Here is a 20,464-nt window from a genome sequence, read left to right on the forward strand (position 1 = left end):
TATTTCATCCCACTTACCACCTTACGCCGCAAATTTTTCGCCTACTTTGTAGGCTGAGGGGTTGGCAGCGGCGCAGTGCCGGGCCGGCCTTACCTGCTCCGCCTGCTTATGAAACGACTGCTGCCCGTACTGCTCGTGGCCTTGCCGCTCGTGGCCCCGGCCCAGCGCAAACCCGCCGCGCCGCCCGTTGCCGCCAAGCCCGCCCCCGCCGCCACGCCGACTTCGCTGCCGCCCTTGCCCGTGCCCGCCGAAGTGCAATTTGCCGGGCTGCGCCTGCGCCTCTCCGACGGGGGCCGCGCCGCCGTGCAGCAGAAAGTCGATGCCTTGCGCCGCCACCCGGGCTCCTACCAGCAGCGCGTAGCCGCCGCCGACGCCGCGTTTCCCATCATCGAGCGGGTGTTTCAGGAAGAAGGCGTGCCGCTGGATTTCCGGTTTCTGTGCATCCAGGAAAGCGGCCTGCAGGGCGACGCGCAGAGCATCCACGACGCCATCGGCTACTGGCAGTTCAAGCGCGAAGCCGCTACCGATTTCGGGCTGGAAGTCAGCGACGACGTGGACGAGCGGAAGCACCTGGTGGCGGCCACGCACGGCGCGGCCAAGTACCTGCTGCGCAGCCAGCGCATGTACCAAAACTGGCTCCACACGCTGCTGAGCTACAACCTCGGCCCCGGGGGCGTGAAGCCCTACACCCTGCCCACCGACGCCAACGCGACGGAAATGCAGATTACCGAGCAGACGCACCCTTACGTACTGACCTTCCTGGCCCACAAGCTCGCCTACGAGCCGGCCATCGGCACAAACCCGCGGCCGGCTATGTTGCTGCGCGAGTACCCGGCCATTGCCGGGCAGCCGCTAACGGTGCTGGCTCAGGCCATTCAGACCTCGCCGGCCGAGCTGGCTAAGTACAACCGCTGGCTGCTGGGCACGGCCGTGCCCGCCACCGGCAAGGTGTACACTGCCCTGGTGCCCGTGACGGATTCCTTGCAGCTGCTGGCCATGTCGGTGCAGCAGCGGCAGGCGGCCACCAAGCTGGTGGTGGCGCCCCAGACCGACGCCCGCAACGCCGCCTACGTGACGGTGAACGGGCTGCGGGCCGTGGTGGCCCTGCCCGGCGAAACCAAGGAGGACCTGGCCCGCCGCGCCGGGGTGAAGCTGCGCAAGTTCATGCAGTTCAACGACCTGATGCCCTTCGACAACGTGGTGGCCGGGCAGCCTTACTTCACCCAGAAAAAGCGCGACAAGGCCGACGTGGAGTACCACGTGACCCAGCCGGGCGAATCGGTGGTGACGGTGTCGCAGAAGTACGGCCTGCGCGCCAAGGCTATCCGGAGCAAAAACCGCATGGCCGGCAACGAGCCCCTGCAGCCCGGCCGCGTGCTCTGGCTGCAGCACACCCGCCCGCGCGCCGTGGCCGTGGAGTACGTGCAGGATAAAACCGGTGCCGTGGCCGCGGCCATGGAACGCCCCAGCGGCACACCGGCGCCCGCTCCAACGCCTGCCCCGGCCCCTGCCAAGCGCAAGCCAGCCGAAGCCGAAGTGTACACCGGCCGCACCGCGGCGGCCCAGCGCGTTATCGACGACGCGCCGGAAGCCGGCCAGGACAGCACCCGCGTGGGCGGCTGGCTCGGCAAGCTCAAGCGCCCGAGCTCGGATGCCGTGGCCGACGAGCCCGCCGACAGCGCCGCGGCCGACGTGGCCGTGGAAACCATCAACGAAGTGGCCACCACGGCCGAGCCCGCCGCCGCGGCCCCGGTACCGACGCCCGCGCCCAAGCCTAGCCGCACGCTCTACGGCAGCGCCACCGAGCCCCAGAAAAAGCTGCCGACTTCGGCGCCCCTGGCCGACGAGCCTTCCGGCGCCGACGCCGAGGAGGAACCCGTGACGGCCGCGCCGAAACCGGTGGCCAAAGCCCCGGCCTCGGCGGCCCCAGCCCAGCCTAAGCCCGTAGCCACGGCACCGGTGGCTACGCCCGCCGCGGCGCCTAAACCTGCTCCGGCCAGACCCAAGCCCACTACCCCGACTCCGGTTGCCGCAGCCCCTGCTCCGGCCGCCAAACCCGCCGCGGCCGACCCGGCCATGACGCCGGGCACCGGCTGGCCCGTGCCGGCCGACGGCCTGCACACAGTGCAACCCAAAGAAACCCTCTACGCCGTGGCCCGCCGTTACAACCTGCGCCCGGCCGACCTGATTCAGTGGAACGAGCTGCCGGCCAACCCCTCCCTCAAGCTGGGACAGGTGCTGCGCCTGACGCCGCCCTCCGGCGCTGCGGCCACTGCCTCTGCCCCGGCCAAGCCGGCCACTGCAGCGGCCAAACCAAGCGCCCCGGCAGCTAAGCCTACTGCGGCGGCTCCCAAACCCGCCGCGCCGGTGGCTGCCGCGGCAACAACCATCAAGCACACCGTGGTGGCCGGCGAAACCATGTACAGCATCTCGCGCAAGTACGGCGTGAAGCCCGAGCAGATCATGCAGTGGAGCGCCAAACCCGACATGACCGTGCGCTTGGGCGAGGTCCTTACGGTGCAGCCCGCCACCAAGTAATTGCCCCGCCAACAAAAAAGGCCGCCCCAGGGGCGGCTTTTTTTGTTGGGCCCCACCTCCGCGGCCGGCCAACGGCCGAGGCGGCTTCGTCGTAGGGTAGCACAGGCGCGGCCGCGCCGCCACCCGCTTCGCTATTCTACTTGCATGATTCTGACTACCGGCCAGCCTTTCTGGCTTACCGAACAAGGCCTTGTCCGTTACCCCGTCTTGGCCGACGACCTGAGCTGCGATGTGGCCATCATCGGCGGCGGCATCACCGGCGCTTTTCTGGGCTACTACCTCACCCGCGCCGGGCTGCGCGCCGCCGTGCTCGAAGGCCGCTACGTGGGCGGGGGCAGCACCTCGGCCAGCACCGCCATGTGCCAGTACGAGTTGGACGAAGACCTTATCGACCTGCGCGACAAGCTGGGCGTGCAGCGCGCCAACGATGCCTACCTGGCCAACGTGTACGCCGTGCACGAGCTGGGTCGCCTCTGCCGCGAAGAGCTGCCCGACGCCTGCCGCTTCGAGGACTGCCGCAGCTTTTACCTGGCTAGCCGCGAGCGGGACGTGAGCCACCTCGCCGACGAAGGCGAAGCCCGCCGCGGCATCGGCATCGACGTGGAATACCTGAACCGTGCCGACCTGTTGCGCCGCTACCGCCTGCAGGCCCCCGCCGCCCTGCTCTCCGGCGACACGGCCCAGGTCGACCCGTACCGGCTCACGCACACGCTGCTGGCCGAGGCCCGTCAGCAGGGCCTGCAGGTGTTTGAGCGCACCCCGGTGCAGCAGTGCGCGGCGGAAACTGCCGGCGAGACGGTGACCGTGTACGCCGGCGCGCACCGCGTGCGGGCCCGGCACGTGGTGGTGTGCACCGGCTACGAAGCCGACAACTTAGTGCCCCGCGACCTGGTCAACCTGCATTCCACCTACGTGGTTATCAGCCAGCCCGGCGAAATGACCGCGCTGCCCACCGGCACCGCCCAAATCTGGGAAACGGCCCGCCCCTACCTCTACACCCGCACCACCGCCGACGGCCGCATCATGGTGGGCGGCCGCGACGAAGTCGTGAAAAGCGCCGCCTTCCAGAACACCGTGCTCGAACACAAAGTCGACCGGCTCGAAAAGCAGTTTCAGGACTTGTTCGATCAGCCCACACCCTTTACCCGCGACTTTGTGTGGGCCGGTGTGTACGGCGAAACCAGCGACGGATTGCCCTACATCGGGGCGCACAAAGATTTCCCGCGCACCTACTTCGCCCTCGGCTACGGCGGCAACGGCACCACGTACAGCCTACTGGCCGCCGAAATCATCCGCGACGCCCTCACCGGCCGCCGCCACCGCTACCACGATACCTTCGGCTTCGACCGGGTGGGCGGCTAAGCCAGCGGCCCGCCACGCAACGCGGCCGCCCTCCCAGGGCGGCCGCGTTGCGTGGCGGGCCGAAGCGCCGGTCAGAGTAGGCTGGATTGGCTTAGGCGGCCACCAGTTCCGGCTGCACTTTGGCAATGCGGCGGGTGCGGCTTTTGAGCAGCTCGATGACCTCGGCCTCGGACTGGTACCGGTCGCCGAGGTTCACGAAATGCTTCGCCATCAGGTCGTAGCGCTTCAGCATCAGCCAGGCAAACACGTGCAGGAAGTGGATGCCGTCGAAAACGATGGCGTCGTTCTGGATGTACTTGGGCAGGTCTTTCTGGAACGCCGCTGGGTGCTCGGTCCAGTGGCGGGCCGGCCGAATGTGGTGGCTGGCGTGGTAGCCGTCGTTCCAGCACTTGTGGTTGTACTTGGTGTTGATGCAGGTGATGCTGTTGGTGTAGTCGTTGCCCGGGTCGTTGCCGTCGATGAAGGCGTGCTGGGTCCAGTTGCCGAGCATCATGATGACGCGCGAAATCAGGAAGGGCAGCACAAACACCACCAGCGTGGCGGGCCAGTTGATGAGCCACAGGCCTACGCACAACAGCGCGTAGAGCACTTCGCCGCGCACCGAGCGCAGCAGCAGCTTCATTTTGCGCTTCTTGATGAAGTAGTGCGCGAGGTGGAAGATGCCCAGCATCACGAACGTGCCGAGGTAGTGCAAAAACCCGCGCACCGAGTCGCGCTGGTAGTGCATGGTCGAGCTTTTGTCTTCTTCCAGGTTGTTTTCGGCGTGGTGCATGCCGAGGTGGTGAGCGTAGTAGGTTTCCGGCGTCTGCCCGAAAAACGGGCCGATAACCCACGGCAGGTAGTGGTTCAGAAAGCCGTACTCCTTCTTGAATAAGGCGCGGTGACTGGTGCAGTGCAGCATCAGCCCGAACGGTCCTTTGAAGGTGATGTTGTTCAGAAACTGATAGGCCACGGCGGCCGGCCACCACGCCCAGCTCGGCAGGCCCGGTACAAACAGCAGCACGGCCAGCGGCAGCAGCGTGGCGCTGATTTGCAGGGTGAGGTGCACGAACGGCAGGTCGCGCTTATCCTGGATAAGGCCCAGCAGCCACTGGTTGACGGCGGAACGCTGGGCCGGCTCCCGGTACGTCGGGTCCGTGAGGGCAAGGAGTGTTTTCATGGGCAGAATTCGGACGCATCAGCGAGCCGGCATCAGTGAGCAATGAGCTGATGGGGAGGTGCATCGGATTCGTGCCCAAGTAAACGGACCACGAAGCAAAGGCAGGTGAGGTAAGCCGGCGTCGCCTGAAGCAAAGCAATAGGAGGGGGAACCTACGCCCAAGGTACGCGTTTTGCAACGGACGGCGGCGCGGCCCTTGCTTGCCGTTGCCAACGCCGGCGGCTCCGCTTTCGTGCAGACCTGCTCCATAATAAAACGCCCGCCCGGGCGCTGCGGCCTGCCGGGTGGCCCGTGCTGCGCGCGGCCCCGGCGCAGTTGTCGGCTTGTTTGTACTATTTCACCGCTTCTACCTGCCCTCTGCCATGACCTACGTTCCGCTAGTGCTCGGCCTGCTGCTCACGCCTTCCGCAGCGCCGCTGCCGGCCCAAACACCAGCCACCACCCCAGCAGCGGCGTCGTCGGCGGCCGGGCGCGCTTTTGAGGCTCACCTCGCGCAGTACTACGCCGACCTCAACCAGCGCCTGCGCGACATTTACTTCGCGCCCAGTGACGGCCGCGCCATCACGCTGCTGAGCACCGCCACCGAAGAATTTGGCGCCCGGCGCCGGGGCCTGCGCCAGGAGCTGCAGCAACTGCGCACCACCCTCAAGCCAGCCGAACGACAAGCCCTGACGGCCCGCTTGCAACGCCCCGATTGGACCCAGCCCCAGCAAGCCGTGCTCAACAGCCCGGCCGCCGCCAAGCTGACCGAGCGCATCCGGCGCAACCCGGCCCTGGAAACGGCCTTTCAGCGCTTCACCGACGCCCAGCTAGCCGTGCTGGAGCCGCCCGCCGCCCGCTAAGTTTATTGCCAGAAGCTCGGGCGCACGTTGGTGCCGCGTTTGCGGCAGTCCACGCATTCGGCCGAGGACGAGAGGTAGGAAAAGCCGTTTGACAAGAGCGAGACGGGAATAAATTGCCCCGAACGGAAATGGTCCAGCGGCCGCGGCAGCCCCGACTTGGGGTCCGGAATGGTGTCCAAAACGGTGCAGTCGTCGTAGGGCGTGACGGCCTGCCAGGCGCTGGGCAGCTGGCGCCGCTCCACGAAAATGCGTTTCTGCGTTACCGTCTGCGCGCTTACATAGCCGATAACCGTCTCGGCGGCGTTGCTGAGGCAGTGCAGATTGCCGCTCAACTCGGACGGTTGGGGGCCGAACACGGTGCCCAGGTTTTCGGAATTCTTGCTGAGCATTTCCCAGTACGCGTTTTCTTCTTCCGTCTGCGCGTACTGCCGCACCAGAATGCTGTACTTGATGCGCAGCCGCTCCGCCGAGCTGGGAATGAGCAGCAGCGGCGCTTCGGCCAGCACGTCGTGGGCCAAGCCCCGGGTGTTGCCGGTTCTGACGGTGGTCGAGTTTTCGGTGCGCCAGCAGCGGAAAATGGATTCGGTGCGCGGCAGGATCTGGTTGTTGCGGTACTCAAACAGCGCCCCTTGGGCCGAGGTGAACTCCCAAGTTTCGTCGTAGTCCCAGCGGTAGTAGCGCGTCTGGTCGGCGTTGTCGTGCGTGTTTACGTACAGCTGCAAGCCGCGCGCATCGGTCCGCCACGACACGGAATCGATGGGCGGGGTGAGCTTGACGGGCACAAAATCGGAGGCGTATTCCTTGGGACCCGAGGTTTTGATATACAGCCGCACGCGCCTGCCCGCCGCCAGGCGCAGCGCGGCCGAGGTATAAGTGCCGGCCACGCCTTCGCTGAGCGGGTACCGGGCCCCGCCTTCCTCCTCAATGAATACGTTGGCGCGGGTTTCGGCCGGCACGGGTTTGTTGCTGTCGAGCGCCGTGGTGCGCGAGAGACGGATGGTCGTCACGCCGTTGGCGTTGATGAAGCCGTCTACTACCAAATAATTTACGGGCTTGCTGATGGCCTCCGGCTTGTAGGTTTCGACGCAGCCAGCCAGCGGGACAAACCACAGACAAACAATAACTTTTAGCCAGTTCTTCATTTTTTTTCGTGCATGGCGCTAGTTCATCAAAGGGCTTTACCAACCAGAGTACATCAGCGCCGCCAAAGTTGTACCCGCGCCCCCAAACACCCGGCTGCTGCGGGCCCGCATGTCCTCTACTGCCAGAAGCTGGGGCGGATGTTGCTGCCGCGCAGGCGGCAATCCACGCACTCCCGCATGGCCCCAGAATACACCCCGGGCGCCACCTCGTCCACCGGCAAGTGCATGCCGGTGCCGAAGTATTCCTCAATCGTGGGCCCCTTGCCTTCCGGGTCCGGCACAATTTGCAGGAAGACGCATTCGGGGTTGCCGGCCGACGGGTACCAGGTGCGAGGCAGCTGCGGGCGGGCGACGAACAAGCGCTTTTCGGTAACCGACGAGGCGCCGACGTAGCCGAGCACGGGTTCGTCGGCGCCGAGCCGGTGCACGTTGCCTTGCTCCTGGCTGGGCAGCGGGCCGAACACGGTGCCGATGTTTTCCGTGTTCTTGTTGAGCATTTCCCAGTACGCCGACTCTTCCGGGGTAATGGCATACTGCCGCACCAAAATACTGTACTTGATATTCAATTTCTCGGAGGTCGACGGCACCATAAACAGCGAAGCTTCGCGCAGCACGTCGTGGCTCAGGCGGGCTGTGTTGCCCAGCTTCACCGTGGTGCCCACCTCGCTCCGCCAGCACCGGTTGATGTTTTCGCGGCGCGGCAGCATTTGGTGGTTCACGTATTCGTAGCGGGAAACCAAGGCCGAGGTGAACTCCCAGGTCTGGTCGTAGTCCCAGCGGTAGTAGCGGGCCTGGTCCGTTTCGTCGTGCGTGTTCACGTACAGCTGCACGCCGTCGGGCTTGGCCCGCCAAGTCAGCGAGTCAATGGGCGGGGTGAGCTTGACAGGCACAAAATCGGAGGCGTATTCCTGGGGCCCGCTGGTTTTGATGTACAGCCGCACGCGCCGGCCCGGGCTTAGACGCAGGCTGGCCGAGCGGTAAGTGCCCGCGGTGCTGGCTTCGGCGAGCGGGTACCGGGCCCCGCCTTCCTCCTCAATGAATACGTTGGCGCGGGTTTCAACTGGTATGGGCTTGTTGCTGTCGAGCAGGCCCGTGCGCGAGAGGCGGATGGTCGTCACACCGTTGGCGTTGATGAAGCCGTCTACCACCAGGTAGTTCACGGGCTTGCTGATGGCCTCCGGCTTGTAGGTGTCGACGCAGCCGGCCAGCGAGCTAAGCCCGAGCCCAAGCGCAACAATCAACCAGTTCTTCATGGCATAATTCGGTTCCGTACCCGGCGCTACCAGCATCCCGAGCTGCTTTGTAGCGCTGAGTACTCATGCACCGCAAAAGTTGTAGCCCGCATTAAAAAATTATCCTGCGTGCCGCCTACTGCCAGAAGCTGGGGCGGATGTTGCTGCCGCGCAGGCGGCAATCCACGCACTCCCGCATGGCGCCGGTAAACACGCCTATCGCCGGCTGATCCAGGGCCAAATGCATGCCGGTGCCGAAGTATTCCTCAATCGTGGGCCCCTTGCCTTCCGGGTCCGGCACCGTTTGAATAAAGACGCATTCGGGGTTGCCGTCCGACGGGTACCAGGTATGGGGCAGTTGCAAACGCCGCACAAACAAACGTTTTTCGGTAACCGACGAGGCGCCGACGTAGCCGAGCACGGGTTCGTCGGCGCCGAGCCGGTGCACGTTGCCTTGCTCCTGGCTGGGCAGCGGCCCGAACACGGTGCCGATGCTTTCCGTGTTCTTGTTGAGCATTTCCCAGTACGCCGACTCCTCCGGGGTAATGGCGTATTGCCGCACCAGCACGCTATACTTGATGAACAGCTTCTCGGAGGTCGGCGGCACTGCCAGCAGCGGGGCTTCGCGCAGCACGTCGTGGCTCAGGCGGGCCGTGTTGCCCAGCTTCACCGTGACGGCCGGCTCCGTGCGCCAGCACCGGTTGATGTTGTCCCGCCGCGGCAGCATTTGGTGGTTGACGTATTCGTAGTTGGAAACCAAGGCCGAGGTGAACTCCCAGGTCTGGTCGTAGTCCCAGCGGTAGTAGCGGGCCTGGTCCGTTTCGTCGTGGGTGCTTACGTACACTTGCAAGCCGTCGGGCTTGGCCCGCCACGACACGGAATCGATGGGCGGGGTGAGCTTGACGGGCACGAAGTCGGAGGCGTATTCCTGGGGCCCGCTGGTTTTGATGTACAGCCGCACGCGCCGGCCCGCCGCCAGGCGCAGGTTGGCCGAGCGGTAGGTGCCGGGCGTGCTGGCCTCGGCGAGCGGGTACCGGGCGCCCCCGTCCTCTTCGATGTAGAGCGTGGCCCGCCGTTCTACCGGCAACTCCTTGTTGCTGTCGAGCAGGCCCGTGCGCGAGAGGCGGATGGTCGTCACGCCGTCGGCGTTGATGAAGCCGTCCACCACCAAATAATTTACGGGCTGGGATACCGCTTCCGGGCGGTAAGCGTCGACGCAAGCGGTGGTGCTCAGCAGACCGGCACCGACCAATAGAGTAGCCCAGAGTTTCATTAGGTAACGGGGTAATTGGGAATCCTGGTAGATAAAGCGGCGGCCGACCTAATGACCTTGCGGCGCGGCCCGGTGGGATGGTTGTGCCTTATGGCCAAAAACTGGGTTTGACGTTGGTGCCGCGCAGCCGGCAATCTACGCATTCAGCCGTCGCAAAATACAACTGTCCGGTGCCGGGGTCGAATTCGAGCGGAATGTTCTTCCCGTCGCGGAACGACTCCACCAGCACGTTGAGCGGTGGCATCAAGTTGCCGCCCTCGGGTATGATTTTGAGGATGCAAGCTTCGTAGCCGCTGACGAGGGGCCACGCGCTGGGCAGCTGGGTGCGGTCGATAAACAGCCGCTTTTCCGTCACCGACTGCGCCCCGACGTAGCCCAGCACCTGCTCGGCAGGGTCGGTCAGGCTGTGCACGTTGCCCGTGAGCTGCGAGGGCAACGGATCAAACAAGGTGCCCAGGCTTTCGGTGTTGGTGCGCAGCTTCTCCCAGTACTCGTATTCGTCTTGGCTGACGGCGTATTGCCGCACCAGCACGCTGTATGTGCGCACCAACTTGGTGGATCCGGGCCGCAGCTTGGTCACGACCTGCTCGGCCACCACGTTCCGGCTCAGCCGCGTGGTCGTCCCCAGCAGGATGGTGGAGGGAGCCTCGCGGCCCCAGCAGCGGTAAATGTTGTCGGTCCGGGTCACGAACTGCCCGTTGCGAATGGTCAGCAGCGAGGGGTACCGCGAGGTAAATTCCCACGTTTCGTCGTAGCTCCAGCGGTAGTGGCGGGCCGCGTCGTCGGTGTTGTGCGTGTTCACGAACACCCGCAGTTCATCGTTGGCTACCCGCCACGACACGGAGTCGATGTCGGGCGTGCGCTGCACCGGCGTAAAATCGGAGGCGTAGTCGCGGTTGGCGGCCGTGGTCAGGCGCAGGCGCACCCGACGGCCGGCCGGCAGCTGCAAGGCCGCCGAGGCGTACGTACCGGCCGTGGTCGTTTCCGTGAGCGGGTAGCGCGTGCCCTCTTCTTCCTCAATGAACACACGGGCGCGCTTTTCGGCCGGCAGGGTCGTGCTGCTCAGCGCCGCCGTGCGCGAGAGGCGGATGCTGGTGACGCCCGTGGGGTTGATGTAGCCGTCGACCACCAGCAGGTTGGTGTCGCTGGCCGCTACTTTGGGCTCGTACGGCTCGACGCAGCCGGCCAGCAGGACCAGCCCGCCTGCCATCAGCCGTATGGTCACTGATTTCATCAGAACATGAACGAATAAGATGTTACAGCCACGGTTATCGAAGAGCAATATAGGCAGCCCTGCCCGAGGCTAGCTGAACTGGCGGGGGCGCGCGGCGCCGGCGGACTCCCGGCACTTGAACGGTTACCCAACCCGGAAGCGTTGCTGCCCCGCGGAGCACCCTGCCGGCGGGGCCGGGTCGTTGCCGTCGATACGCAAAAACTACCGCGGCCGCAACGTTTCCTTTCCCCTCCCCCGGCGGTAACTTTACTCTGTTAAATTCTGAATTTTGAATGCGGAACGCGGAAGTCGCCAGCGTCCGCCCATTCATTATTCAGCATTCAGAATTCCTAATTCTCCGACGGATGCCCACGTTCTCGCACCTGCACTGCCACACCCAATACTCCCTGCTCGATGGCCAGGCCAGCATTTCGGCGCTGATGAAAAAAGCGCAGAAGGACGGCATGCCTGCCGTGGCCCTCACCGACCACGGCAATATGTTCGGGGCGTTCAACTTCGTGGCCGAGGCCAACAAGTACAACGTGAAGCCCATCGTCGGCTGCGAGTTTTACTTGGTGGAGGACCGGCACAAAAAAACCTTTAGCCGGGAAAAAGGCGAGCGGGACAACCGCTTCCACCAGCTCTTGCTGGCCAAGGACCAGGCCGGCTACCACAACTTGGCCAAGCTCTGCTCCATGAGCTTTATCGAGGGCACCTACTCGAAGTACCCGCGCATCGACAAGGAGCTGCTGCTGCAGTACCACGAGGGCCTGATTGCCACGTCCTGCTGCATCGGCGCGGAAATTCCGCAGGCGCTGCTGTGGAAAACGGAGGCCGAGGCCGAGGAAAAGCTGAAGTGGTGGCTCGACCTGTTCGGCGAGGATTACTACATCGAAATCCAGCGCCACGGCATCGAGAACATCGACAACACCGGCAAAAGCCAGGAAGACCTCAACCAAATTCTGCTGCGCTGGGCCAAGAAGTACAACGTCAAGGTCATTGCCACCAACGACTCGCACTACGTCGACCAGACCGACTTCGCCCCGCATGACCTGCTCTTGTGCGTGAACACCGGCGAGGAGCACAGCATCCCGGTGGGCGACTTCCAGACCAAGTACTTCCGCCTCGTGTCGGGCGACAACAAGGTGATTTACAACCACCTCGACCAGCTGCGCCCGCTCGCAGCCAAGGACGACGCCATCCGCCGCCAGCTCATGCGCATCGACGAGGAGCTGCAGATGCCCAAGCCCAAATCGCGCTTCGGCTTCCCCAACGACCAGTTTTACTTCAAGACCCAGGCGGAAATGGCGAACCTGTTCGCCGATGTGCCCGAGTCGCTGGACAACACGAACGAAATCGTCGACAAAATCACGCCGCCCAAGCTGCAGCGCGACATCCTGCTGCCCAACTTCCCCATCCCCGCGCCGTTCGCCGACGCCGATGAGTTTCTGCGCGAGCTGACTTTCGTGGGGGCCTTCGGACCGAGCGCGGGCAAGGGCATCGTGACGATGACCAAGCCGCCCCGTTACTCAGAGCGCACGCCCGAAATCGAGGAGCGCCTGAACTACGAGCTGCGCATCATCCAGACAATGGGCTTTGCCGGCTACTTCCTTATCACCCAGGACTTCATCAACAAGGGCCGGGACATGGGCGTGGCCGTGGGCCCGGGCCGCGGCTCGGCGGCCGGCTCGGCGGTGGCCTACTGCGTGGGCATTACCAACATCGACCCCATTAAGTACTCGCTGCTCTTCGAGCGTTTCCTAAACCCGGAACGCGTGTCGATGCCCGATATCGACATCGACTTCGACGACGTGAACCGCCAGCGCGTCATCGACTACGTGGTGGACAAGTACGGCAAGACCCAGGTGGCCCAGATTATCACCTTCGGTACGATGGCCGCGAAGTCCTCGATCAAGGACGTGGCGCGGGCCATGGAACTGCCCCTGCCGCAGACCAACGAGCTGACCAAGATGGTGCCCGAAAAGCCCGGCACCACCCTGAACGACGCCTTCGCCGAAAACCCCGAACTGGACTACATCCTGCGCGACGAGGCGCCCGACAACTTGCGCGGGCAGATTCTGCGCCTGGCCCACAAGCTCGAAGGCTCGGTGCGCAACACCGGCATCCACGCCGCCGGCGTCATCATCGCCCCGGACGACATCACGAAGTACATTCCGGTCAGCACCTCCAAGGACTCGGACCTGCTCGTCACGCAGTTCGACGGCAAGGTCATCGAGTCGGCCGGGATGCTGAAGATGGACTTTCTGGGGCTGAAGACGCTCACCATTATCGTGGACGCGCTGACGCTCATCAAGAAAAACCACGGCGTCGACATCAACATCGACGACATTCCGCTCGACGACCCGAAGACCTACGAGCTGTACCAGCGCGGCGACACCATCGGCACGTTCCAGTTCGAATCCGAGGGCATGCGCATGTACCTCAAGGACCTCAAGCCGACGAACATCGAGGACTTGATTGCCATGAACGCCCTCTACCGCCCGGGCCCGATGCAGTTCATCCCGAACTTCATCAACCGCAAGCACGGGCGGGAGGAAATCGAGTACCCGCACGAGTTGCTGGAGCCCATTCTGAACTACTCCCAGGGCATCATGGTGTACCAGGAGCAGATCATGCAAACGGCCCAGATCCTGGCCGGCTACTCCCTCGGCGGCGCCGACCTGCTGCGCCGCGCCATGGGCAAGAAGGACATGAAGAAGATGGCGCTGGAGCGGGAAAAATTCTGCAAAGGCGCCCTGGAGCTGCACGGCATCAAGGAAAAGAAGGCCAACGAGGTCTTCGACGTGATGGAGAAGTTTGCGGCCTACGGCTTCAACCGCTCCCACTCCGCCGCTTACTCGGTAGTTGCGTATCAGACTGGTTATCTGAAGGCTAACTACCCCGCCGAATACATGGCCGCCGTGCTGACCAACAACATGTCGGACATCAAGAAGGTGACCTTCTTCATCGAGGAGGCGCGCCGGCAGGGCGTGCAGGTACTCGGGCCCGACGTGAACGAATCGGTCTTGAAGTTCAACGTGAACGAGAAGGGCCAGATCCGTTTCGGTATGGCCGCCGTGAAGGGCGCCGGCGAAGCGGCCATCGAGAACATCGTGGCCGAGCGGGAGAAAAAAGGCCACTACTCCGATATTTTCGACTTCGCTAAGCGCGTGAACCTGCGCGCCGTCAACAAGAAGACCTTCGAAAGCTTGGCTTTGTCCGGCGCCTTCGACTCGTTTGAGCGCTACCACCGCCGGCAGTTCGTGGAGGCCCCCGCGGGCGACCAGAACCTCATCGACAAGGCCGTGAAGCTGGGCCAGCAGCACCAGGCCGACAAGGACTCGGCCCAGCAGAGCCTGTTCGGCGGCGGCGCGTTCGGGGCCGTGGCCATGCCCCTGCCCAAGGTACCCGACATGGAGCCCTGGCCGGCCACCGAGCAGCTGCGCCGCGAAAAGGAAGTGGTGGGCTTCTACCTCTCGGGTCACCCGCTCGATGACTTCAAGCTGGAAATCGACTCGTACTGCACTTGTGCCCTCGACAAAATCGAGACGTACAAAAACCGCGACATCAACGTGGCCGGGCTCATCTCGAACGTGATGTTCAAGACCACCAAGACCGGGCAGCCCTTCGTGTCCTTCAACATCGAAGACTACGAATCCTCGCTGAACCTGGCGCTGTTCCGCGACGACTACACCCGTTTCTCGGCCCTGATCAACCCGCGCAACTACGACAAGGAGCAAGTGCCGCCCATGTTCATCCGCGGCAAGTATGCCCCCCGTTTCCGCGACTCCGACCAGTTCGAGTTTAAGATCATGACCATGGAGCCGCTCATCAACGTGGCCGAAAAGCTGGCCAACGGCGTGCGCGTGCAGCTCGACTTGCGCACCATCACCGAGCCCTTCATGGACCGCTTTATGGAGGCCGTGGAGGAGTGCGCGGGCTCGAAAAAGCTGGAAATCAAGTTCGCCGAGCCCCACGAACATCTGACCGTGGATACCTACTCGCGCAAGTACCGCATCGAGCCCAAGTCGTTCATTTTCAAGATGCGCGAGATGGAAATCGACGCCTGCCAGCTGATTTAATTCGCCCTGAATCTGCCATCCTGGCGTAAGCAGCTTTCTAGGTGCTAATTGATCCGAGCCAAATAACGCAGCCCCTATTCCTTCCAATCGAGGAATGGGGGCTGCGTTGGTTTCTGCGCGTAAGCGTAGCGCTGCCGTTTTGTCTTGCTTGCGGTTGCGGTACGCGTCTTGATTAACCATCGGCGCAACCGCAGCAGACGACTCGGATTTGACTTACTGAATCGCCTTGTTGCATAGCCCAAACCAGATATTTGAACTTTCCGGTGCGGTGCATGTTTGACATCCAATCTGCTACCTTGCGCGACCAATCTGCGTAAGCAGGTTACTCAACACTGACACCCACTTTCTTTAAACTGCATACGACAATGGGACACAAAGCCATTGAAATCACCGACGCCAACTTCGACGAAATCATCAACTCGGATAAGCCCGTGCTGGTGGACTTTTGGGCCGAATGGTGCGGTCCGTGCCGCATGGTTGGCCCGGTAGTGGAAGAGCTGGCCGGCGAGTACGAAGGCAAGGCCGTTATCGGCAAAGTCGACGTGGACGCCAACCCGCAAACCTCGATGAAGTTCGGCATCCGCAGCATCCCCACGCTGCTGGTGTTCAAGAACGGCCAGGTGGTTGACAAGCAAGTGGGTGCCGTGCCCAAGCACGTACTGGCCCAGAAGCTCGACGCCCAGGTGACGGTCTAACCCGCCCACGCTTCAAACGCAATCGGCCCCGCTGTCTAGCCAGACAGCGGGGCCGATTGCGTCTAGGGGCTTACCAGTTGGCCCGGGCCTCTACCGGCGGCGAGGGGGGCGGCTTGGGCCCCCCAAACAGGCTGAACTGCGGGGCAAAATAGATTGGAACGGTGTAGGTGAAGCTCGTCGGCACGTTGTACTCGCGGCCCGGGCGGAAGCGCGGCAGGCTGGCCACCACGCGTTTGGCCTCGTTGTCGGCATCGGGTGAGAGGCCGCGCAGCACACGCACCTGCCCTACCCGGCCGTCTTCGCCTACGGTGTAGCTCACGTACACCTTGCCGGTGATGCCCTTGCGCCGGGCTTCGCGGGGGTAGTTGGTGTGCCGGGCCAGGTATTCGAGCAAGGCTGGCTCACCGCCCGGAAACTCGGGTGCCTGTCGGCGCAGCGGCAGGCCGTCGAAACGGCTGCCGTCTTCGTTGTACAGCGTCAGGGCCGTGGGCTGGGCCGGCCGGATTACTTCCACGGCCGCGGGTTGCCCGTTGCTGTAGTAGTAGTGCCACTCGCCGGTTGGGCGGTCGGAAGTATAATTGCCGGTCGAGCGGCGCTGCCCGTTGCGGTGCACGCTCAGCCAGCGGCCGGTTCGCTCCCCGTGGTGGTACTCGCCGCGCTCCTGCACCTTCCCGTCCTCGTACCACGACACGTAGAGGCCCTCGGGCCGGTCGTCTTGAAAATGCACTTGGCTGGCTTTGGCCCCGTTGGGGTGAAACCCGACGAACGTGCCGCTGCGCAACGGCGGGTCGATGCTGGTCAAAAAGCCGCGCAGCAGCAGCGTACCGTTCATGGCGTATTCGCGCATGGGGTACAAGCTGCCTTCCGGGTGTTGTTCGACCACGCGGTAATGCGTGGCGCTATCGGGTACGGTGGCTTGGTTTTGCTCGTTTAGGTACACGGCCGGCAGGCTTTGGGCCACCGCTGCCGGTGCGCCGCCGAATACTATAAATGCCGCCAGCCAAGCCTTCATGAGCGCCGGAGAATAACAACCGTTCCGAAATATACGTGTCAGGATAAAAAAAGGAAAGTCAACTTCCCCGGTTTTTTACAAAAATTAACGCCGGCCGTGGCGCCACCCACGGCCGGCGTCGGGCGCCTCACTCCTTTAGGAAGCGCACCTGCACACGGCTCAACTCCGTCTCCACCTGCACGAAGTAGAGGCCGCGGTGCAATTGATTGATGGGGATGCGAACTACGTCCGGCACCTCCGCGGAACTGAACTGCTGCACCCGGCAAACTTTGCCTTGGGCGTCGAGCACCCGCACCTTGACGCCGCTTTGCGGGTTGGCAGTCAGCTTAATATTCACCCAGTCGATAGCCGGCACAGGCCATAGCTGCAGGAGCTCGGTTTTGCCCGTCGGGGCGGCTACGGCTACCACGGGCGAGATGGTGAAGGTGCCGTCGAAGTCGAGCTGGCGCAGCCGGTAGTAACGGACCGGGACGCCGTGTAGAAAGGCGTTAACGTCGAGGTGGGCGTAATTGGTGGGCACCCCTACGCTACCTTGGCCATTGTAATAATCCAATACCCGGTAGTCTACCCCATTAACCGAGGCCTGCACCTCGAACCCGGCACAGTTTACTTCCTGGGCCGTGCGCCAAGTGATTTGCACGTCCTTGCCGACCACCTTGGCGCGAAAGTCCACCAGCGACACGGGCAACGGATTGACGGGTGAGGAAGAGCCAAAGGTTACGAAAGTGCCCGTTCCGGTGGTGAGGGCCAGTGCCTGCCCGGCGTCGAGGTAGCGGTCGGTAGTGTTGGGCAGGGACGCCTGGCCGTAGTTAGTCCACTGCCCGCCCACCAGCGCGGCGATGCGCAGGGCCTGCTGCCCGGCGGGGGTTTCCTGAATGTCGCTGTAGGGCAGCGTGTAATAGAGGCGCACATAGGCGTTGGCCGTGCCGGCGGTCCGGGTTAGCTCCCAATACTCGCGGCGGCTCACGGTGAAGAGGCCCGAGCCCGGCGCCAACGTCGTGGCGTTTGGGGCAATGTTGGTGTACGCCAGCATGCGGAACGTGGCGCTGCTGCTAATGCTGGGCTGCACGCCACCCACCTTTAGTCGCCCGTTAGCCCCCACCGGAAACGTGTAAACCTGGGTGGCGCTGTTGGTTTGCCGCGCCAGCGGCCCGTCCACGTAGCTCGCGTCGCTGGCATTGGTCCAGGCGGCAGCGGGCTGCAGCGTGAGCAAAAACGACGACGTGAGCAGGCGTCCCCGGCGCAGGCGCAGCGTGCCGGCCAAGGAGGTGGCGCGGCTAAGCGTCACCGGGCCGCCGGAGTTGTCGATGACCAGTTCGCCGGCGCTTGCCAGCGAGGTCGGCAAGCCGGAGCCGGTGATTTGGCTGGTGGCGCCGTTGTACCAGTAAATACCGCCGGAGCTGAAGCTGCGCGTTCCGCTGACCTGCACGTTGCCGGTGTAAGCCGTGCCCACCGGGGTTTTGGCCGCAATGCCTTGGCTGTGCCCAATGCGCAAGGTGGCGCCCGCATTCAAGGTGAAGTCCCCTTCTCCGTCGAGCACGGCGCTGCCCACGTCGAGCGTGGCCCCGCTCATTACTTGAAAGTCAACCGCGCCGGAAATGCTGGTGCCGCTGGCCCGGCTGAAGTACTGGGGCTGCGTCCCGACGAAATTGACCAAGCCGATGCCGCCCGTCACTTCGCGGCGCAGGTCGCTGCCGGCGTCCAGCACCAGGTTGCCGCTCAGGTCGGCCGTGCCGTTAGTAGCGCCGCCGCTCAGCACCAGCGTGCCCCCGCTCAGCTGCAGCGTACCCGCTACCTTCAACACCCCGGGGCCCGCCGACGACGAGTTGCTAAGCTCGAAGCGGCCGCTGCCTAAGGTAAAGTCACCGGTTACGCTCAGGGTACGCGTAAGGGTCGAGCCAAAGCGGGCCACGCAGACCTGTCCGCCCAGTTGCTCGTAGGCACTTACCTGCGTTACTACGCTGCTGGCGCTGCTCGTGGCGGGCGTCAGTTGCAGCCGGCCCAAGCCGGTGTTGCGCACCGTCAGCTTGCCCGCAATCTGCATGCTACCGCTGCCGTTGAGGTAAAACACGTTGCTGCCGGTGCTGGACGTGCCGTAGTCCGGCGTGTCCCACACCACGTTGCCAAACGTTTGGGCGTCGTTGGTAAAGCCCGAGGCATCCACCACGCCCGTTATTTCCAGCGTCGAGGCCGGGTCCCAGGTGCCCGTGGGCAGTACGCCGCCGTTGGCCGTGTGGGTGTACACCGCCCCGGCTTTCACCTGCATCTGCGCGCCGCCGGTCATGGTCAAGCCGGTGCTGTTGCTTTCGTTGCGCAGTTGCCCGAGCATCAGCAGATCTGGCCCGCTGAGGGCTGCATCGTGCACAATTTGAATCTGCCCGTCTGCTTGTTGCACCAGCACGCCGCCGGGCTCTACTCGGCAATTGATGAGTTTGGCTACGGCGTTGATCAGCGCTTGTCCGCTGGCCTGCACGGTTAGTTCCTTGATGGTGGCGCCGTTGCCCGTCACGCTCAGCACGCCCCCGTTGCTCACCGTCACCGGTCCAATAGCGGTGGCCGCGCTTACGCCAGTGCCCAAGTCCAGCGTCGCATTACTATCAACAGCAATGGTGCGCAAGCTGGCGTTGCTGAGCAGGGATACCGCCCCCCGGTTGCGAATGGTCGTGTTGTACACTAGTACGTCGTCGTTCTTCACCACAGCGGAAGCCCCCACCCCGCTGACGTCCAGCTGGCTGCATACCAACGGCCCATTGACATTCAGCACGCCGGCCGTACCAGCGGCGGTATTGGCCGCCAGCACAATGCGCCCCACCGTTGTTGGGACGCCGGCGGCCGGGATATTTTTGCTGTGCAGCACCGTAAACGTTTTAGAGTAGTCGAGGGCACTCGAGTTGGTCACCCAGTTGCTGCCGTTCCATCGTTCCCAGCTGCCACGGTTGTTAAAATTGGCAACGCCACCCGCCGTAGACCGGTAGTCGCCGATGGCTTGGGCGCTGAGCTTGTAAGTGGTTAGGCTCATCAAGAGCATACTGAGGTGGACACACCAGCGCAGCCGCCGGTAGCCAGTGGAGGTAAGAATGCAATACATGACCCTTAAAAAGTGGTGGAGGATAACTAGCAGCCAGCAGGTCAGATGTGGCACTAGTAAGAATTGCGGGCATTGGCGATACCCAAAAGAACAATCCTATGTAATAATAGTACCATATTTCTCCGTAACAAATAAACAAAGTTAAATATCATAACATTATTTTTATATGTTCAATCATATTAACTAAATGCAAAAAGCGCTGCCTTGAAGGGCAGCGCTTTCAAATTCAGCAGTTCGCTTGGACCTCTACATGAGCTGAATGGGCCGATTCAGCGTTTCCTCCAGCGAAATGAGAGTTTCAGTACGCTCAATGCCTTCGATGAGCTGAATGCGGTCGTGCAGCACGTCGCGCAGGTGCTGGGTGTCGCGGCACACCAGCCGCGCGAAAACCCCGTAGGCGCCGGTAGTAAAGTGAATGCTTACCACTTCCGGAATGTCGCGCAACTGCTCGGCTACGCTGCCGTAGACGGAGCTTTTCAGCAAGTAGATTCCCAGAAACGCATTTACCCCGTAGCCGAGCTTGGCGTAGTCGATTTTCAGCGTTGCGCCCTTGACAATGCCGAGTTCTTCCAGCCGCGCCATGCGCACGTGTACAGTACCACCTGATACGTGCACCCGCCGGGCTATTTCGGTGTAGGGCATCTTAGCGTCGTCGAGCAGCAAAGCCAGAATTTTCCGGTCGGTGTCGTCAAGTTCGTAATTCCGGGACATTTTAGAAGTCGTTGCTTGGAGAAGTTGCAAAAGGGAGTGCCTGTTTTAAGAAAGTTTATAATTATCGGATATTTACACTGAAAATATTTTATCGTTTAAATAAAGCTATTACATT

13 protein-coding genes are annotated in these 20,464 nt (G+C 63.1%); 5 read left to right on the forward strand and 8 right to left on the reverse strand.

Annotation, left to right across the window (positions count from 1 at the left end):
* Positions 1-108: 108 nt before the first annotated feature.
* Positions 109-2,538 (forward strand): LysM peptidoglycan-binding domain-containing protein, encoded by a 2,430-nt coding sequence (locus LJ737_RS17845; protein ID WP_227768105.1) that lies wholly within the window; start codon positions 109-111, stop codon positions 2,536-2,538.
* A 144-nt stretch (positions 2,539-2,682) separates the two neighbouring features.
* Positions 2,683-3,900, forward strand: coding sequence for an NAD(P)/FAD-dependent oxidoreductase (locus LJ737_RS17850; protein ID WP_227768106.1), 1,218 nt, complete (start codon positions 2,683-2,685; stop codon positions 3,898-3,900).
* Positions 3,901-3,991: 91 nt separating this feature from the next.
* Here LJ737_RS17850 and LJ737_RS17855 read toward each other — a convergent pair whose 3' ends face one another.
* A complete protein-coding gene (locus LJ737_RS17855; RefSeq protein ID WP_227768107.1) occupies positions 3,992-5,059 on the reverse strand; it encodes a fatty acid desaturase family protein in 1,068 nt (355 codons plus the stop codon).
* 362 nt (positions 5,060-5,421) lie between these two features.
* Between LJ737_RS17855 and LJ737_RS17860 the strand changes: the two genes are divergently transcribed.
* Positions 5,422-5,901: a hypothetical protein gene (locus LJ737_RS17860; RefSeq protein WP_227768108.1), complete on the forward strand. Its 480-nt coding sequence runs from the start codon at positions 5,422-5,424 to the stop codon at positions 5,899-5,901.
* Between the two features lie 2 nt (positions 5,902-5,903).
* Here the strand turns inward: LJ737_RS17860 and LJ737_RS17865 are convergent, their stop codons facing one another.
* From LJ737_RS17865 to LJ737_RS17880, 4 genes are all read right to left on the reverse strand, one after another.
* On the reverse strand, positions 5,904-7,043 hold the full coding sequence (locus LJ737_RS17865) for a DUF4249 domain-containing protein (protein WP_227768109.1): 1,140 nt from the start codon (positions 7,041-7,043) through the stop codon (positions 5,904-5,906).
* A gap of 116 nt (positions 7,044-7,159) precedes the next feature.
* On the reverse strand, positions 7,160-8,296 hold the full coding sequence (locus LJ737_RS17870) for a DUF4249 domain-containing protein (protein WP_227768110.1): 1,137 nt from the start codon (positions 8,294-8,296) through the stop codon (positions 7,160-7,162).
* 115 nt (positions 8,297-8,411) lie between these two features.
* Complete coding sequence (locus LJ737_RS17875; protein ID WP_227768111.1) at positions 8,412-9,548, reverse strand: DUF4249 domain-containing protein; 1,137 nt, start codon at positions 9,546-9,548, stop codon at positions 8,412-8,414.
* Positions 9,549-9,636: 88 nt separating this feature from the next.
* Positions 9,637-10,782, reverse strand: coding sequence for a DUF4249 domain-containing protein (locus LJ737_RS17880; RefSeq protein ID WP_227768112.1), 1,146 nt, complete (start codon positions 10,780-10,782; stop codon positions 9,637-9,639).
* A 344-nt stretch (positions 10,783-11,126) separates the two neighbouring features.
* On the opposite strand from LJ737_RS17880, the gene dnaE reads away from it, so the two are divergent.
* Positions 11,127-14,843 (forward strand): DNA polymerase III subunit alpha, encoded by a 3,717-nt coding sequence (dnaE, locus tag LJ737_RS17885; RefSeq protein ID WP_227768113.1) that lies wholly within the window; start codon positions 11,127-11,129, stop codon positions 14,841-14,843.
* Between the two features lie 365 nt (positions 14,844-15,208).
* On the forward strand, positions 15,209-15,538 hold the full coding sequence (trxA, locus tag LJ737_RS17890) for a thioredoxin (RefSeq protein ID WP_227768114.1): 330 nt from the start codon (positions 15,209-15,211) through the stop codon (positions 15,536-15,538).
* A gap of 70 nt (positions 15,539-15,608) precedes the next feature.
* On the opposite strand, the gene LJ737_RS17895 is transcribed toward trxA, so the two are convergent.
* The 3 genes from LJ737_RS17895 to LJ737_RS17905 all read right to left on the reverse strand — a co-directional run bounded on the left by LJ737_RS17895 (position 15,609) and on the right by LJ737_RS17905 (position 20,349).
* A complete protein-coding gene (locus tag LJ737_RS17895) occupies positions 15,609-16,550 on the reverse strand; it encodes an energy transducer TonB (protein WP_227768115.1) in 942 nt (313 codons plus the stop codon).
* Between the two features lie 127 nt (positions 16,551-16,677).
* On the reverse strand, positions 16,678-19,569 hold the full coding sequence (locus LJ737_RS17900) for a T9SS type A sorting domain-containing protein (protein WP_227768116.1): 2,892 nt from the start codon (positions 19,567-19,569) through the stop codon (positions 16,678-16,680).
* A gap of 315 nt (positions 19,570-19,884) precedes the next feature.
* Positions 19,885-20,349 (reverse strand): Lrp/AsnC ligand binding domain-containing protein, encoded by a 465-nt coding sequence (locus LJ737_RS17905; RefSeq protein ID WP_111478459.1) that lies wholly within the window; start codon positions 20,347-20,349, stop codon positions 19,885-19,887.
* Between the last annotated feature and the right edge of the window lie 115 nt (positions 20,350-20,464).

Origin of the sequence: Hymenobacter sp. 15J16-1T3B (genome assembly GCF_020711235.1) — a bacterium.
GTDB lineage: Bacteria > Bacteroidota > Bacteroidia > Cytophagales > Hymenobacteraceae > Solirubrum.

What these genes read in the sequence shown, in the direction of transcription:
- LJ737_RS17845 (WP_227768105.1), top strand. Translation starts at nt 109, where the DNA reads ATGAAACGACTGCTGCCCGTACTGCTCGTGGCCTTGCCGCTCGTGGCC.
- LJ737_RS17850 (WP_227768106.1), top strand. Translation starts at nt 2,683, where the DNA reads ATGATTCTGACTACCGGCCAGCCTTTCTGGCTTACCGAACAAGGCCTT.
- LJ737_RS17855 (WP_227768107.1), bottom strand. Translation starts at nt 5,059, where the DNA reads ATGAAAACACTCCTTGCCCTCACGGACCCGACGTACCGGGAGCCGGCC.
- LJ737_RS17860 (WP_227768108.1), top strand. Translation starts at nt 5,422, where the DNA reads ATGACCTACGTTCCGCTAGTGCTCGGCCTGCTGCTCACGCCTTCCGCA.
- LJ737_RS17865 (WP_227768109.1), bottom strand. Translation starts at nt 7,043, where the DNA reads ATGAAGAACTGGCTAAAAGTTATTGTTTGTCTGTGGTTTGTCCCGCTG.
- LJ737_RS17870 (WP_227768110.1), bottom strand. Translation starts at nt 8,296, where the DNA reads ATGAAGAACTGGTTGATTGTTGCGCTTGGGCTCGGGCTTAGCTCGCTG.
- LJ737_RS17875 (WP_227768111.1), bottom strand. Translation starts at nt 9,548, where the DNA reads ATGAAACTCTGGGCTACTCTATTGGTCGGTGCCGGTCTGCTGAGCACC.
- LJ737_RS17880 (WP_227768112.1), bottom strand. Translation starts at nt 10,782, where the DNA reads ATGAAATCAGTGACCATACGGCTGATGGCAGGCGGGCTGGTCCTGCTG.
- dnaE (WP_227768113.1), top strand. Translation starts at nt 11,127, where the DNA reads ATGCCCACGTTCTCGCACCTGCACTGCCACACCCAATACTCCCTGCTC.
- trxA (WP_227768114.1), top strand. Translation starts at nt 15,209, where the DNA reads ATGGGACACAAAGCCATTGAAATCACCGACGCCAACTTCGACGAAATC.
- LJ737_RS17895 (WP_227768115.1), bottom strand. Translation starts at nt 16,550, where the DNA reads ATGAAGGCTTGGCTGGCGGCATTTATAGTATTCGGCGGCGCACCGGCA.
- LJ737_RS17900 (WP_227768116.1), bottom strand. Translation starts at nt 19,569, where the DNA reads ATGAGCCTAACCACTTACAAGCTCAGCGCCCAAGCCATCGGCGACTAC.
- LJ737_RS17905 (WP_111478459.1), bottom strand. Translation starts at nt 20,349, where the DNA reads ATGTCCCGGAATTACGAACTTGACGACACCGACCGGAAAATTCTGGCT.